12 protein-coding genes are annotated in these 15,590 nt (G+C 69.8%); 8 read left to right on the top strand and 4 right to left on the bottom strand.

The window, feature by feature from the left end:
* The first annotated feature begins 33 nt into the window (after nt 1-33).
* The 8 genes from QTQ03_RS28235 (at nt 34) to QTQ03_RS28270 (ending at nt 11,005) form a co-directional block, all read left to right on the top strand.
* A complete protein-coding gene (locus QTQ03_RS28235; RefSeq protein WP_289281066.1) occupies nt 34-741 on the top strand; it encodes a GOLPH3/VPS74 family protein in 708 nt (235 codons plus the stop codon).
* A 562-nt stretch (nt 742-1,303) separates the two neighbouring features.
* Nucleotides 1,304-2,539 (top strand): helix-turn-helix domain-containing protein, encoded by a 1,236-nt coding sequence (locus QTQ03_RS28240; RefSeq protein ID WP_289281067.1) that lies wholly within the window; start codon nt 1,304-1,306, stop codon nt 2,537-2,539.
* A gap of 470 nt (nt 2,540-3,009) precedes the next feature.
* Entirely contained in the window at nt 3,010-4,218 is a 1,209-nt protein-coding gene (fxlM, locus tag QTQ03_RS28245) for a methyltransferase, FxLD system (protein ID WP_289281068.1), read from the top strand.
* A 62-nt stretch (nt 4,219-4,280) separates the two neighbouring features.
* Nucleotides 4,281-4,481: an FxLD family lanthipeptide gene (locus QTQ03_RS28250; protein ID WP_289281069.1), complete on the top strand. Its 201-nt coding sequence runs from the start codon at nt 4,281-4,283 to the stop codon at nt 4,479-4,481.
* 84 nt (nt 4,482-4,565) lie between these two features.
* The gene (locus QTQ03_RS28255; protein WP_289281070.1) at nt 4,566-7,640 is read left to right on the top strand and encodes a lantibiotic dehydratase; all 3,075 of its coding nucleotides are present in this window, start codon (nt 4,566-4,568) and stop codon (nt 7,638-7,640) included.
* Entirely contained in the window at nt 7,637-8,884 is a 1,248-nt protein-coding gene (locus QTQ03_RS28260; RefSeq protein WP_289281071.1) for a lanthionine synthetase C family protein, read from the top strand. The genes QTQ03_RS28255 and QTQ03_RS28260 overlap by 4 nt, the downstream gene beginning before the upstream one ends.
* 13 nt (nt 8,885-8,897) lie before the next feature.
* A complete protein-coding gene (locus QTQ03_RS28265; RefSeq protein ID WP_289281072.1) occupies nt 8,898-9,770 on the top strand; it encodes a thiopeptide-type bacteriocin biosynthesis protein in 873 nt (290 codons plus the stop codon).
* The gene (locus tag QTQ03_RS28270) at nt 9,767-11,005 is read left to right on the top strand and encodes a hypothetical protein (protein ID WP_289281073.1); all 1,239 of its coding nucleotides are present in this window, start codon (nt 9,767-9,769) and stop codon (nt 11,003-11,005) included. Before QTQ03_RS28265 ends, QTQ03_RS28270 begins: the two co-directional genes overlap by 4 nt.
* Nucleotides 11,006-11,282: 277 nt before the next feature.
* On the opposite strand, the gene QTQ03_RS28275 is transcribed toward QTQ03_RS28270, so the two are convergent.
* The 4 genes from QTQ03_RS28275 to QTQ03_RS28290 form a co-directional block, all read right to left on the bottom strand.
* The gene (locus QTQ03_RS28275) at nt 11,283-11,750 is read right to left on the bottom strand and encodes a helix-turn-helix domain-containing protein (protein ID WP_289281140.1); all 468 of its coding nucleotides are present in this window, start codon (nt 11,748-11,750) and stop codon (nt 11,283-11,285) included.
* 724 nt (nt 11,751-12,474) lie between these two features.
* Entirely contained in the window at nt 12,475-13,665 is a 1,191-nt protein-coding gene (locus QTQ03_RS28280) for a cytochrome P450 family protein (RefSeq protein WP_289281074.1), read from the bottom strand.
* Nucleotides 13,662-14,921 (bottom strand): MAB_1171c family putative transporter, encoded by a 1,260-nt coding sequence (locus tag QTQ03_RS28285; RefSeq protein ID WP_289281075.1) that lies wholly within the window; start codon nt 14,919-14,921, stop codon nt 13,662-13,664. Before QTQ03_RS28285 ends, QTQ03_RS28280 begins: the two co-directional genes overlap by 4 nt.
* A complete protein-coding gene (locus tag QTQ03_RS28290) occupies nt 14,918-15,442 on the bottom strand; it encodes a hypothetical protein (RefSeq protein WP_289281076.1) in 525 nt (174 codons plus the stop codon). Before QTQ03_RS28290 ends, QTQ03_RS28285 begins: the two co-directional genes overlap by 4 nt.
* Nucleotides 15,443-15,590 lie beyond the last annotated feature (148 nt).

The following is a 15,590-nucleotide window of genomic DNA, read 5'->3' on the forward strand; positions in this document are numbered from 1 at the left end:
TGGGCGCCAACAACACGGCACACCCCTGACCGGATGGCACGCCTGCCGCTCTGCGCCGAGGTGTTCCTGCTCGCCCACAACGACGACACCGGCCAACCCCACATCCACCGCCAGGCCCTCACGATGGGACTCGCCGGAGCGATCCTGCTGGACCTGTGGCTGACCCGGCACGTCGTGATCGGCTGGGCACCAGACCCGCAGACCCGGGTATGGGCGCACCGCCCAGGAGTGATCACCCCCACCACCGGCCAGCCCACAGGCGACCGCCTCCGCGACGCCGCCCTGGCCACAGTCAACCGCACCCGCCGCCGCGCCGGCCCACACAGCCACCTCCAAACCTGGCTGCGGGCACTGGCACACGATCACCTGCACCTGTACGAGTGGGTCCGCGACGACATGATCGCCGCCGGTGTGCTCCGCCCCGCCACCAGACGCCGCCTGGGCATACTCTCCACCAGCACCCACCTCGCGGCACACCACGCCTGGGCGATCCGCGCCCGAGCCCGCATCCGCGAGGCAGCCACCGGCCGGCCCGGCCACGAACCACCCGACGAGCAGTGCACAGCGCTGTGCGGACTCGTCTACGCGCTGGACCTAGCGCCGTTCCTCTACAGCGGCATCGACGACCTGCGGCGGCACCTCCGCCGCATCGTCGACCAGCACCCCGACCCGGCCCTGCGCGACACCACCGACGCCGTCGACGCCGGCCGCGGTGACCTCGCCCTCACCGCCATGCGGTAACCCGCCACACCGATTCGGTGATGTCGCCGGCATCACCACCTACCCAGACCCGACGCCGCACGCCCCGGGCTCCCCCGTGCCCAATGGCGTGCCGGCTCACCGGGCGGGGTCGCCCGCGATGTTGCCTGTGGCGGGCGGCTCCGCAGGCGCCTCGCACACGCTTGGAGACCACGTGACGTACCTATCCGGGCCCATGATCGATGATGCCGCCGGCATCACCTCCCCGTCAGGCGTCGGACACGGCCAGCCCGACCAGCCGATGCACGCAGCCCTACATGCCGGCCACCCTGAGTCGCCGGTCCGGTATCTGCTGAGGTGGAGCACTTGCGCGACACCGTCGGGCGGCTTCGCTGGGGTGATCCCCGTCGATCTCGGTGCCCGTGCGGTGTCCGTCGGGGCGAGGCGATCGGGCGGCCGAGATCAGCCGAGGTCGGCCGGGGGGTCGGCCCATCGTGGGCTCGGCGTCCTTCGCCGTACCAGGCCGGTCCAGCGTCCGCCCCGGTCCGGGCACTACTACCGTACGAGTGTCGAGCCCGATCGGACGACCGTCAGGGGTGCGCGGATGTTGGAGGACGCCGAGGAGTTCGGTCAGCGCGTGAAGCGGGCACGGCTGCGACTTGGTATGACCCAGGCCGATCTTGCCGCTGCGCTACAGCGCACGCAGGGCTGGATTTCCAAGATGGAGCGCGGCCACCTGGAGATCGACCGGGTTGGTCTGATCAACAAACTTGCGTCTGAGCTGCACGTTCATCCGAATGACTTGATCGGGCGGCCGTACTCCGTGTCGCCGGTGGAGAATCAGTGGCAGGTCGCCGCAGCCGCGATCGTGCGGGAACTGCGCCGCTACGACCTTACCCCGGTGTTTGACGGCAGTCCGCGTTCCTCGCGCCTGCTGTGGGGCGCGGCTGCGCGGCTGCACGGGCTACGCGACGCCGCGGCGAACGTGGCTATCCTGAACGCGCTCCCGGACCTGCTTCGCGAGGCCCGTGCGTTGGCGGAGGTGTCCACCGGGCGCGAGCGCGAGCGCGAGGAAGCATTCGCGGTCTACGCGGTGCTGTGCAAGTTCGGCCATACCGCGGCTCACGCGCTGGGGCATCCGGAACTGGTGGCGATGACGTGCGAACGCGCCGCGTGGGCGGCCCGATTCTCCGGTGATCCGGTTCTGCCCGCAGTGGCGGATTGGATGCGGGTGTGGGACATGTGGGCGAGCGCGGACTGGTCCGACTGCCTCACCTTGACTGGCAAGGCGCTGGCCGGGCTTGACCGTCCCTACGAGCGCGGTGATGCACTGGCGGTCCGGGCGTGGGGCACGCTGCATCTGCGCGCGGCGATCTCGGCGGCACGTGCCGGCGATGCGGCACGGGCCGGCGAGCACATCGCGATGGCCCGTACGGCGAGTGAGCGCATCGACGCCGAGACGGGACCGCCGGTCCTCGATCGGCATTCGCTGACGTTCTCCGCCGGCAACGTCACCGTGCATGCGGTGTCGGTCGCCGTGGAGATGCACGATCAAGCGCGGGCGCTGACGTTGAGTGCCCGCACTCCAGCCGGAACGATCGCGGCCCTGCCGAAGTCGCGGCAGAGCGCCCATCACATGGACCTGGCGCGGGCTTGGCTGTGGCACGGCAACCGAGACAAGGCGTTGGCCGAGCTGGAGGCGGCGGAACGGATCGCGCCGCAGCTGGTGCGCCATCATCCGGTCGCGCGGGCTACCTTACGGTCGATGGTCTACGCCGAACGCGCCACAACCCGCGAGCGGCTGCGGCGCATGTCGAACCGCTTCCATCTGGACGGATAGCCGGCGCGCCGCCGGCGATATTCCGCGGATTCATATTCACTACCGTCTCAGCGCCTACGGTTCTCGGCATGCCGCACGTCACCGAGCGTCGAATTCATGATCACCCACAGCCTGTGTTCGGGTATGTGAGCCTCGGCTGTCGGAACGAGCGAACGGGTGATAGCTGGAGTCCCGGCGGTTGGTGCATCGGCGTGTTCCGCCGCTGGGACCGCGCCGTCCCGGCGCACGTTGCGCCCACCGTTGCGGTCATGTCGTCGCTGGCTGGGCGGCACGGCGGCGGCGGCGGCCGTGGCTGCCAGTGTGTGTTGCCGCGGCCCTGCCGGCGGCGGCACGGCGAGCGGGCGGTGACCCGGTGCCGGGCGGGGCGATCCACCCGATCGTATGACCTACCCCCGTCGGCGGCGGCGGGGTTGACATGGGCAGACAGGACGTCGACCGGCGCCTGCCGTAGAGGAAAGCGAGGTATGTGGATGACTTCGGTACAAGACCCGGTGCAGGATCCGGCCGTGCTGCGGGCGGCCATGGTGGATGCGCTGCGCACCGATCCGGCTGTTTCGGATCGGGTGGCGGCGGCGTTCGCGACGGTGCCGCGGCACCTGTTCGCCGGGGGTGAGCCGTTAGCGCGGGTGTACGACCCGAACACCACTCTGGCACCGAAGGTCGACGACGCCGGCCGGGAGACGAGTGTGGTGTCGGCGGCGCACATCCAGGCGGTGATGCTGGAGCAGGCGCAGATCGAGCCGGCGATGACCGTGCTGGAAATCGGCAGCTCGGGGTACAACGCGGCGTTGATCGCCGAGTTGGTCGGTGATCGGGGGGCGGTGACCACGGTCGACATCGACCCGGAGATCGTTACCCGGGCCACCAGGAACCTGCGGGCCGCCGGCTACGAGCAGGTGCGGGTGGTGCAGGCCGACGCCGAACACGGCGTGCCGCAGCACGGACCGTATGACGTGATCATGGTGACGGTGGGGGCATACGACTGCCCACCGGCGTGGAGGAATCAGCTGTCCGAGCACGGCCGGATCGTGGTCCCGCTGCGCTTCGCCGGGATCACCCGGCTGATCGCGTTCGACCGTGACGGCGATCGGCTGGTCGGTGACAGGTACCGGCTCGGCGCGTTCGTGCCGATGCAGGGCAATGGCGCCGCCACCGATCAGATGGTGCCGATCACCGGTGAGGTGACGCTGCGCCTGGACACCTGCGAGCTGGCCGACTTCGACGTGCCGGCGCTGCGCAAGGCGGTGCATTCTTCGGGCATCGAGCGGTGGTCCGGGGCACCGTTCGACCTGCCGGACGAACTGGAGCTGTTCCTGCTCACCCACGGCCGGAAACCGGTGCCGATGCTGCACGTCAGCGAGAACATGGTGCAGCAGGGCGTCTTCGCCGCCTCCGCGCGCCGCGGCGTGCCGGCACTCATCGAGGGCGGCAGTTTCGCGTACCGCACCAAACGCGAGAGCCCCGAGACGGGCGGGTTCGAGACGGGCGTCATTGCGCACGGCCCGGACGCCGAGACGGTCGCGGCCCGCTACATCGAGCTGCTACGCCGCTGGGCCCGCGACTACCGCCGCCGCGACGCCGCCCGCATCGAGTACCTGCCGGCCGGTGCCGACACCAAGCACCTGACCGGCTGGTCGACCACCAAGCGCCACGGGACTGTCACAGTCACCTGGCCCTGATACCCCCGCCCGCGCGGGCGGGCGGAGGACCCCTCAACCCCCGAACCGAGGAGGAGATTCCTGTGCCGATCCGAGCCGCTGACACGCCTGCACCCCCCGTGTCCGTCACCGCGGACGCAGCCCCGGCAGGGACCGCACCGCAGGACTGGGACCTCGACGTCACCTTCGTCGAAGCCGGTGACTCCGTCGACAACCTGATCTACATGACCAACGACGGCTGTGGCAGTACGTGCCAGTCCGCCTGCTCCACCACCTGCCCGTAAACCGCCGGAAAGCGTGCCGGGCCGGGCGGTGTTGCTGCACCGACCTCGGCCCGGCACCTCCACGTTGGGAAAGGGAGCTACGACGTGTACCGGTACCTGGACGCGCTTCTGGTCCGCGCTGCTGTGTGCCGGCCGGATCAGCCGGCACACTGGCCGGACCTGACCCGTGATGATCCGGCGGCGTGGCGCACGTGGCTCGCGCGCACCATGACGCTGCCGCCGTTCGCGGCGGCACTGGAGCAGGCCAGCCCGGTGCTCGCCGACCGGGTATGTACGATCTGCGCCGGCAGCCCGGTCAACGACCGCGACGTCCGTCGGGCGGTGCTGGCGGTCCTGCGGTACCTGCTGCGCGCCACCGGCCGGGCGACACCGTACGGGCTGTTCGCCGCCATCGCGCCCGCTCGCCTCGGCGCGGTCGGCGCGGCGCGTATCGGGGCTGGCCACCAGCCGGGCGCCCGGATCCGCGCTACCTGGCTGACCGCGGTCATCGACCGGCTCGAAGCCGACCCGCACGTGCGCCCGCACCTGATGGTGCGGGCGAACAACCTGCTGATCGAACGTGACGGGCACCTGGTGCTGGAGCACCGGTCCAGCCGCACCCGTGCCGGTACGCCCGTGAACGTGACCGTTCGCGCGAGCGGTCCGGTCCGGTCCGCGTTGGCGCTGGCCGGCGACCCGATCCGCGTGGACGACCTGGCACACAAATTGTCCTGCGACTTCACCGCCGGTCCCGACCTGGTGGAGTCGCTGCTCGCGAAGCTGATCACGCAGCGCCTGCTGCTGACGAACCTGCGCCCAGCGATGACCGTCACCGGCCCGCTGGCCCACCTCATCGCCCAGCTCGACGCCGTGCTTCGGGACGCCGACGGCATCAGCGACGACCACACCGGCCTGGCCCAGACGCGGGCGGTTCTGACGCGGCTGCACCGCCGCACCGGCTACGCCGCCTGGCACCACACCGCCGCCCCGGCCGACACCGCAGCCCCGGCCGACACCGCAGCCGCACACCGCGAACTCGGTGAGGCGCTGACCGGCGTGGCCGCGAACACCAACCCGGTGATGGTGGATCTGCGGCTGGACGCCACGGTGGTCGTGCCGCACGCGGTGGCCGACGAGGCGGCCCGCGTCGCCGGGCTGCTCGCCCGTCTTGCACCGCCCGTCGCCGGGGGCTGGCAGGCGTGGCACACCCGGTTCCTGGAACGCTACGGCCCGCACGCCATCGTCCCGGTCAGCGAGGCCGTGGATTCGGATGTCGGGCTCGGCTACCCGGCCGGGTTCGGCGGCGTGTCGCCCGCCCCGCCGACCGCGCTAACCGGACGCGACCGGAGGCTGCTGACCCTGGCGCAGCACGCGGCGCTCACCGGCCAACATGAACTCGAGTTGGACGACGCCACGATCGCCGACCTCGCCGGCGCCGACCCCGTGGGCGTGGTGCAGCCCAGCACCGAGCTGACCGTGCGCGTACATGCCCGCAGTCCCGAAGCGGTCACACGCGGCGACTTCGCCCTATCGATCGTCGGAGTGTCGAGACACGCCGGCACCACCACCGGCCGATTCCTTGACCTGCTCGACCCGGCCAACCGAGCCCGCTTCGCCGCCCAGTACACAGCCATCCCCACCCTGACCCGCGGCGCGCTGGTCACCCAGGTATCGGCCGCCTGCCCGTACACGATCACCGAGGACGTCGCCCGCGCCCCGCAGGTCCTTCCGTATCTGATGCCGCTCGGCGAGTACCACGACAACCAGCCGCACCACATCGACGTCCGCGACGTCGCCGTCACCGCCGACGCGCAGCGCCTCTACCTGGTGTCGGTGTCACGGCGGCGGGTGGTGCAGCCGATGCTGCTCAACGCGGTCGAGCCCACCCGGCACATGCAGCCGATCGTGCGGTTCCTCACCGAGGCATCCACCGCCCTGGCCCGGCCCTGCACCGTGTTCGACTGGGGCGCCGCCGCCGACCTACCGTTCCTGCCGGCCGTACGCAACGGCCGCACGGTCCTCGCCCCGGCCCGCTGGCACCTCCCCGCAGAACACCTTCCTGGACGCGACGCCGACTGGACCACCTGGCGCGACGGCCTGGCGGCCTGGCGCGAGACGGTCCGCTGCCCCCACACGGTGTACCTCGGCACCGGCGACCAGCGCATCAGCCTGGACCTGACCGAACCCGCGCACCAGGCGCTGCTACGCGATCACCTCACCCGCACCGACACCGCGCTGCTACGCGCCGCGCCCGCCAGCGGCAGCGCCGGATGGATCGGCGGCCACGCCCACGAGATCGTGATCCCCCTGGCGGCCACCACCACACCAATCCCACCGCCGCGCTGGGCCGACACGGTCGTCGACGTCCGCGCACACGGCCACCTACCCGGCGACCCCGGGCGGCTCTACCTCAAGCTGTACGGCCACCCGGACCGGCAGGCCGCTGTCCTCACCCGACACCTCCCCACCCTGCTCGCCACCCTCGACGCGGACGTGCGGTGGTGGTTCCTGCGCTACGGCGACCCCGACCCGCACCTGCGGCTGCGCCTGACCGGCCCCGTCGATGCGCCCCGGATCGCCGGATGGGCGCGAGAGCTGCGCCACGCCGGCCTGATCGCCCACATGCAGGCCGACACCGACTATCCCGAAACCGCCCGATTCGGTGGACCCGCCGCACTCGCCGCGGCCGAGGCGTACTTCGCCGCCGACTCAGCCGCCGCGCTCACCCAGCTCACCACTACGGAAGCACGCGGTGGCCCCGACCTACGGGCGATGACCGCCGCAAGCCTGCTCGACCTCACCCTCGCCGCGATCGGCGACACCCGCGCTGGACTGCGGTGGCTGACCGAACACACCCGAACCCACCGGCCGGCGCCAGCCCGCGAAATGTACGAACAGGCCGTCCGGCTCGCCGACCCGCACGACCACACCAGCCTGGCCGCGCTGCCCGACGGCGCCCAGATCCTCACGGCATGGCAGCACCGCCGCGACGCCCTGGCCGCCTACCGCGACAAGCTGCACACCGCCAGCACCACCACCATCGCCGTCCTGTTGCCTGACCTGCTGCACCTGCACCACACCCGCATGGCCGGCCCCCACCCCGACAGCGAACGCGTCTGCCTGCACCTCGCCCGCGCGGCCGCGTTGAGCTGGAGCACCCGATCACGGAGCCACCAATGACCTGCCGCACCGACCCGGCCGCCCTAGCCACCGCCACCGCGGTCGCCGACGCCCTAACCGACCCCCACACCGTCATAGACCCCGGGCCGGCACGGAAACGGCCGCAGTCGCTGGCCGGCGGCGCCCTCGGGATCGCGCTGCTACACATCGAACGTGCCCGCACCGGGCACGGCGACCCGGCCACCGCGCATACCTGGCTCACGCTCGCGGCCTCCGAACCGGTCAGCACGGGCCCCAACGCGAACCTCTACCACGGCGCCCCCGCCCTCGGCCTCGTGCTGCACCTCGCCGCCGCCGGCACCAGCCACTACCGAAACGTGCGCGCCGCGATCGACGACAAGACCACCGCCGTCACCGAGCAACGCCTCGCCGCCGCCCACACCCGCATCGACCGCGGCGAACCCCTGACGATGCGCGAGTTCGACCTGATCCACGGCCTCACCGGGATCGGGGTCTACCACCTGCACCGCCACCCCGGGGATCCGCTCACCCGCGACGTGCTCACCTACCTGGCCCGGCTCACCCAACCCCTAACCAGCGCTGGCCCCCACAGGCATGCCGCAGTGCCGCCGTGGTGGCTCGCCGCAGGCCTCACCGGCGAAGCCGATCCCATCCACTACCCGGCCGGACACGGCAACCTCGGCGTCGCCCACGGCATCAGCGCCATAATCGCCCTGTTCTCGCTCGCTGTCCTCCGCGACGCCGCCACACCCGACGTGCCCGAGGCGCTCGCCCGGCTGTGCGCCTGGACCGACCAGTGGCGTCAGCCGACGGACAACGGCTGGTGGTGGCCCGGCTACCTCACCGCCGACCCGACCAGCCGTCGCATCGAGACACCGCAGCGGCCTCGCCCATCGTGGTGCTACGGCATCGCCGGGACCGCCCGTGCCCAGCAACTCGCCGGCCTCGCCCTCGGCGAGACAACCCGCCACCACGCAGCCGAAGCCGCCATCCTCGACGCGCTGCGCGACCCGGCCCAGCGCGCACTGCTGCCCGACGTCGGCCTGTGCCACGGCAAAGCCGGCCTGCTCCAGGCCGCCTGGCGCATGACCGCCCACGCCAGCACCCACCACCTCGCCGACGAACTCCCCGGACTCACCGACGAAATCACCAGGCAACTGTCCGCCGGATCCGTCGCCGACCCGGAACTACTCGACGGTGCCGCCGGCGCGGCCCTCGCCCTGCACACCGTAGGCACCGGCACCGTCGCCACCGACTGGGACACCGTCCTCCTACTGGCCTGACCCGGAGACGACCATGGCCCCCGCGCACTGGCAGCAGATCACCATCACCTTCCCCGACCCCGAACACGCCGAAGACACCACCGTCACCCGCCTCTGCCCGGTCCTCACCACCGCCGAGGACCGCGGGCTGCTCACCGGCTGGTTCTTCATCCGCAAAGCGGCTCACTGGCGGCTGCGCTACCTACCCACCAGCAGCGACGCCCACACCTACCTGCGGAACCATCTCGACGCGATGTGCCACGCCCAGCTCCTCACCGGGGCCATCGACGTCGTCTACGAACCCGAAACCCATGCCTTCGGCGGCACCCACGCCATGGACATCGCCCACCGATTCTGGCACCACGACAGCCGCCACCTGCTCGCACATCTCTCCGCCACCTGCGACCAGCCCACCACCCGGCGACGACGCGAGCTGACGCTGCTGCTGTGCAGCACGATGCTGCGCGCCGCCGGCCTCGACTGGTACGAACAAGGCGACGTCTGGGCCCGCGTCGCCGCCCACCGCGACCCGCCCACACCTACCGACGACGCGCACCTCCAAGCCGCTGTGCGGCGCCTGATGACCGTCGACACCACCACCCTCACCGTCCCGGACGCGGCCCTGGCTGCGGCAGCCCAGTGGTTCGCCGGGTACACGAGCGCCGGCCGTGACCTCGCCCGGCTCAACGCCAGCGGGCAACTGCGCCGAGGCCTGCGTGACATCCTCGCCCACCACGTCATCTTCGCGTGGAACCGGCTCGGGCTTCCCGCCACCACACAAGCCGTCCTAGCCACCACCGCCACCACCGTCGTGTTCGACGGGACACCCGCCCACGATCGGCACAGCGGGTCAAGCGCGGCCTCAACGGACGGTGCCGTGGATGCGGACCCTGGCCGTCGGCCATGATGGACCCCACCGGGCCGGTCGCCCGCCGCTTCCCACTCATCGCCCGGTCGCGACCACCATGCACCGCCCTCACCGCGAGAATCAGGGTCCTCACCGCACTCGCCGAGCAAGCCGCCACCGAGCATGATCTCACCGCGGCCGCCCGCGTCTGCAACCAAGCGGCGCTCATCGCCTCCGACTGCGCCCAACCCGACCTGGCCCGTACCTGGTGTCACCGGCACGCCCGCGTCTGGCTGAAACATCCACCAGCTGACAGTCGACGTGCCCGACTCGCCCTCGAACCGCTGATCAACCTGGCCCGGCTCCACATCCGCGACGGTGACGGCGACACCGCCGTCCTCCTACTCGACCAGCTCTTCCAGGCCACTCGGACCCGCACAGACACCGTCATCGACGGCATCACCGTGCCCACCGCAGCCCTCACCCGCGCACCCGACACCCACCGCGAGCTGACCCAATGGCTCTGGAGCCTCCAACTCGCCGACGGCACCCGCGCCCTCACCACCGCAGGCCGCTGGAACGACGCCGAAACCCAACTCCGCCGCCACCGCGGCATCGGCCGACGCATGCTCGACGGCCGCCAAGTCGCCGTGATCGCCCACGCCATCCGCGGGGAACAAGCCCAAACCCAAGCCCTACTCGACGAAACCGAACCCGGCGAACCGTGGGAAGCAGCAGTCACCGCCTGCCTCGTCGCACTCACCCGGCCCACCGGCCCCCCACCGACAATCACAGGGCAGCTAGCGCTGATCAGCAGCTACCAGAACGTCCGACCCGACGCCACACTGGTGGTCTTCCGTACCCGCCTAGCACTATCGATCATCGATGCCATCGGCGGCCTAGATCATCCGGCCGCAACAAGCACCGCCCTACACCTGATCCGAACGGTCCTCCACGCCGGCGACGGCTACGCCGCCCGCGACCTACTCACGCACGCCTGCATCTCCGCAGGCACCACCGAACAGGCCGACGCCCTGACCACCGTGGTTAACCGGGCCGGACTCGACCGCCCAATGCCCACCTCGTCGGCGAGCGCCCTGGAAGCTGCCCTGACCACCAGTGAAGCCCTCATCACGCGGGCCACGGCCGGCTCGGCTCGATACCCTACGGCGGTAACTTCGGCATACCTGTCACCACCCAAGCCACCCTCGCCCAAGCGGCCGAGGACGCCATCTTCGACAAGCCCTATCCCGTCCACAAGAGCATCAGGGGCAGGCATGACAAACGGCCGATAGCCCCATCGGGGTGATGCCGCCGGCATCACCCCGATGGGGCTACATGCCCATTCCCGGTCTGAACTCTAATGAGGCCTTGTTGCCGATGAGGAGTCAGAGCCACCTTGTTCCGGCCGGCACCTGCACCTGGCCCGATGCCAAGGAATACTCCCGCTATCAGAGGAAGCCTGATGCCGCCGGCATCACGCGGGTGCAGACCCCGATCGGGCGTGGGCAACTCAGTCGGTCGACCTCAGCGTCGTTAGGCCCGGCTTGGTCTGGCGCAAATGTCACGGGTTCACGTCGGCCGCTGGTGCTGGGCTTCAAGATCGCGTAGCTGCTCCAACATCTGCAAGGCTGTGGTGGCACCCTTGTCGGACAGCTCGAAGTGGTTACGGAAAGCGACCTTCAGCTGTGGAGTGTGGCCTTTCTTGATCTCGGCCAACGTTTGCAAAAGTCGAAGCTGGCGGTATATCTCGGTACCGAGCGCACCGTCGGTGAAGTAAGCGGGATCTACTTTGTAGAGGTCGGCCAGCTTCTGCATCGTCGCCTTGGTGGGGTTGTCGCGTTGTCCGAGGCGCAGTGCGTTGAGAAGCGACTCGGAGATCCCAGCAGCCGTGGCGATAGCCCTGACGCGCTCACCGACACTGTCGGGGGATCGCAGAGAGTCCGATGTGAACTCAGGCGGTAGGGGCAGCTCGACGAGTACGTTGATCTTGTCCTGAAGGGTGGGCGGTGTGGCATTCGGCTCATTCGCGGTGGCCATGCGATCCTCCCAGCCGGCGTCATCCGTGGCTACTGTAGTGCTCACGGAGCCATGAGAAAACTACTTACGTGTTGAACGTCGGGTTGGCCAGAGCTTATGCTGCAAGTCGTTGACGATCAACTACCACGGTAGCCGGAACCGGGGGGTGGGCCTACCACAGTATGTTGCGGCCAGCCTGGGTGTGCTTCCACGCGCGACACGGGGCGCACGCGAGGGAGCGACGCTGTCGCCCGACGACGGCTGCACCGGGGTCCGCAACGGCGCCGACGCGGAGAGGCGTTTCTACCATGATCGAGGTAAGCCAACACGGGGTGGCCCAGAATGCATGACGCAGATCGAACCACGGTTCGCGTGGATCGCTCCAACGATGGCGTTACAGCCGTCGATGCCTACCAACCCGACCAGATGATCTCAGTGCCGGCGTGGGCTGCGGTCATCGCTCAAGGTCTGGCTGCGGCTGTCGCCAACCGGGCCGATGCAGGCGGGATCATCAATTTCGGCCGCCCGGGTGACGCGGCGCGGATAGCGGAGGCATCGCGTGCCTTCGCGCCGATTCCGGGCCAACGCGGTTCGGCCTCGGCCGTCGCCGACCTCCTCCACTTGACGGCAGATGCACTTACCACCTCCCTAGGCGCAGGGCCTGGTCGCCGCTGACCCCGCGTCGGCCGAGTATCTGGGTGGTCAAGGACGAAGACCGCAGCGGGACCGCGCTCCCATCGTCGCCCTACAGGAGAACCGGCAAGGCGACCAGTCCGCGTAGTCGGAACGATTCCCGCCACCGTATGTCGTGGGCGGGTACGGCCAACCGTATCCCAGGAAAGCGGGCTACCAGGCTGGTGACGGCCACGGTCGTCTGGAGGCGGGCGAGTGGTGCGCCCAGGCAGTAGTGGATGCCGTGCCCGAATGACAGGTGCGGGCGCCGCTCGCCGGGCATGCCGAGTTCGTCGGGCTCGGAGAACTGTGCGGGGTCTCGATTCGCGCTGGCCAGACACAGCCAGATGCGATCACCGGCGGGGATCGCCTGACCGGCGATGGTGATGGGCTCTCGGGCGAATCGTCGGACCGCCAGCGGAAAAGAGGGATTCCAGCGCAGGACCTCGTCGATGAGTTCGTCAAGGGCAAGCGATCCAGCGCGCGCCGCCTCGTGCACCTCTGCGTTGGTGAGCAGAGCGTGGGTTACGTTGCCGATGAGCGCGGCGGAGTTGTCGTAGCCGGCGAACATCAGCAGGAAGACCATCGCGACCAGCTCATCGTCGGTGAGCCGGTCGTCGTCGTCACGTGCGGCAAGGAGACCGGTCAGCAGGTCGTCGCCGGGGTGCGCTCCCTTGTGCGCCAACTGCTCTATAAGGAAACGCCGCATGTTCGCCATGGCGGATCGTGACTGTGCGGGCTGGTTGGCCTCGGCGGACAGCAGCGTGTTCGTCCAGGTCCGAAAGTCGACGCTGGTCTGGGTGGGTAGGCCAAGTAGCTCATGCATGACCTGTAAAGGCAGCGGTGACGCGAGGGAGCCGATCAGTTCCGCGTGGTCGTGGCCGGCGAGACCGTCCAGCAGTGTGCTGACGATTCTCTCGACGGCGGGGCGCAGGTCGGCGACGCGGCGAGGCGTGAAGGCGGCAGCTGCCAGACGCCGGAGCCGAGTGTGATCGGGCGGGTCGCGGTTGAGCAGATGTGCGCCCAGCTCGGGCGGCAGCGACGACCCGTGCTCACCGTCGGTGCCGCTGAAGCGCTTGTCGACCGATAGCCTGGGGTCACCGAGCGCTGCTCGCACGTCGTCGTAGCGGGTGACGAGCCACGCCGGGGCTCCGTCTGGCGTGAGGACGTGGTGCACCGGGGCCTGGTCCCGCAGGGCGTTGTACCGCCGGTGCGGGTCATGAAGCAGGCGGTGGTCGAAGATCGCGGCCGGTCGTGACGTCATGCCATCTCTCTCATGGACGACTGGAGCCTGGCGGCGGCGACGATCGGCGAGTCCTTGTACGCCCGAGCCACCTGTGTCAGCCAGTCGACCTCGCTGGCAAGGTCCCCACCGACCTCGGTGTGGCCTGTGATCGGCTGCCCGCCGGTCGGATGGCCGCGTTCCTTCACGGCGATTGCGGCGGCGAGGGTCGCCGCCTCGACGGCGGCTTCCAGCTCGACCCCGGACAGGCCGGCGTGTTCGCCGCTGCGACGGGCCCGATCGGCCTCGGCGGCGTCGAGATACGGCCGCAGGGCCAGCTGCGCATCGTGGATCTCGACAATCAGGCGGTAGGTCCGCATCTTGACGTCACGCGCCGCGTGCCACGTGTCGGCTAGCCGGGACGTGGGTTTGTCCAGCGCGAACTCGTTGTCAGTGCTGCGGCACAAGTCGACCCAGAGCGGGTACAGCCGCCGGTAGGTGCCGATCAGCCGCAGCCAGCCCGACAGCGCGTCGAGCTGCCGATCCCACGCCGGCATGATCCATCCACCGGTGATCAGCAAGGCCGCGATGCTGGCGGCGATAGGCGCGGCCTGGATGTTCCACCGTTCCAGCACCTCATTGGGGCCGGCCCACAGACCGATCAGCGTGCCGGCCTTGATGATGGCGTATCCCTGGGACACGAGCCCTCCGGCGGCAACGGTGAGCAGCCCCCGGCGTAACCACGTCTGGTCCTCCACGGCCCTGGCGCACCTGCGTGAGGTGATGGCCAGGTCGAACTGCATGGCGCTGAAGGCCGCAAGGTAGATCAGCAGGAACGCCGCTGCGAGAGGGGTGTCAGCGTAGTGCGCGTCGAAGTCGACCGGATGCTCGGCGTCATCGACCGGCGCGAGGGCGAACAGCACCGCCATAGCCGCCAGCGTCGCGGCGAAGAAGGCGACCCGACGCCTGATCGCGGGCACCGCCCGGCTCCGCGGATGGAGCCACCACGCCTGGACGGCGGTCTGCGCGAGTGCGGTCCCGATGACGGAGACATACACCACCAGCGTCGCCAGGTTCGTCACACCGGTCAGCTCGCCGACCTTGCTGTAGACGGCGGGGGTAGCGAAGGTGAACGCTGACACGAAACACGCCAAATACCCCGCCAGCCCGGCAAGAGCGACGTTGCGCGGGTCTTGACGCAGGCGCCAGACCCGATAGGTCGCAGTGGCGAACGCCGCCGCCGCGCATACCGGGTAGAGGACGTTGAACTGGTCGGTTGCCTGCTCGATGGCGGTCATTGATTCGCCTGGCCTCCATGACCGAGCGAACGCATGAGGCGATGGGTAATCGATTTCACGTCCGGTGGACGGTTCGCTCGCCGGGGAGTCCACGAACTGGTGCGCTCGAGCAGCAGGGACGCGAGCACCTCAGCCTCCCGCTCCTCACGACCGGTGTAGTCGGTGCGTTCCATCATGTGCCGCACCAGGGCGGGGTCGAGACCTGGCAGCAGCAGGGCAGCTCCCGCGCCGTCGACGGGGATGGCGCTGTGATCGCAAATCATGTGCCCAATCTCGTGGGCCTGGATGTGCGCCTGGTGTAGCGGGCTGGTGTTCGCCTGGTAGAAGATCGCGTCAAAGTGCGCTGTGCTTGCCCACATACCGCAAGCCCCGCCCGGCGGAAGCTCAATCGGGACGAGGTGAATGGGCCGCCCCCGCTGCTCGCCAAGACGCTGGCACAGCTCGTCGATGTCAAACGGCTCCGGCAGATCAAGACCGGACAAAATTCGCTCACACCGCCGTCGAAGGGCTGTCTTGCCCATGTCCCACTCCCCAGGCGCTTGATGCTGTCCCCCGCGACACCAAAACGTGACGACGACCATCCTTCGCAGTCTCGGGTCGCTCGCACAACCCGATCGGATCATGGGTTGCCGAGTATAGAAGCCTCCAGCACGGCAATCGAGGGCCTGC

The sequence above is a fragment of the Micromonospora sp. WMMA1363 genome (assembly GCF_030345795.1).
In the GTDB taxonomy this organism is placed as follows: Bacteria; Actinomycetota; Actinomycetes; order Mycobacteriales; family Micromonosporaceae; genus Micromonospora.

Excerpts from the sequence above, each read along its gene's own strand:
- QTQ03_RS28235 (WP_289281066.1), top strand. The coding sequence starts at position 34 with ATGGCACGCCTGCCGCTCTGCGCCGAGGTGTTCCTGCTCGCCCACAAC.
- QTQ03_RS28240 (WP_289281067.1), top strand. The coding sequence starts at position 1,304 with ATGTTGGAGGACGCCGAGGAGTTCGGTCAGCGCGTGAAGCGGGCACGG.
- fxlM (WP_289281068.1), top strand. The coding sequence starts at position 3,010 with ATGACTTCGGTACAAGACCCGGTGCAGGATCCGGCCGTGCTGCGGGCG.
- QTQ03_RS28260 (WP_289281071.1), top strand. The coding sequence starts at position 7,637 with ATGACCTGCCGCACCGACCCGGCCGCCCTAGCCACCGCCACCGCGGTC.
- QTQ03_RS28265 (WP_289281072.1), top strand. The coding sequence starts at position 8,898 with ATGGCCCCCGCGCACTGGCAGCAGATCACCATCACCTTCCCCGACCCC.
- QTQ03_RS28270 (WP_289281073.1), top strand. The coding sequence starts at position 9,767 with ATGATGGACCCCACCGGGCCGGTCGCCCGCCGCTTCCCACTCATCGCC.
- QTQ03_RS28275 (WP_289281140.1), bottom strand. The coding sequence starts at position 11,750 with ATGGCCACCGCGAATGAGCCGAATGCCACACCGCCCACCCTTCAGGAC.
- QTQ03_RS28280 (WP_289281074.1), bottom strand. The coding sequence starts at position 13,665 with ATGACGTCACGACCGGCCGCGATCTTCGACCACCGCCTGCTTCATGAC.
- QTQ03_RS28285 (WP_289281075.1), bottom strand. The coding sequence starts at position 14,921 with ATGACCGCCATCGAGCAGGCAACCGACCAGTTCAACGTCCTCTACCCG.
- QTQ03_RS28290 (WP_289281076.1), bottom strand. The coding sequence starts at position 15,442 with ATGGGCAAGACAGCCCTTCGACGGCGGTGTGAGCGAATTTTGTCCGGT.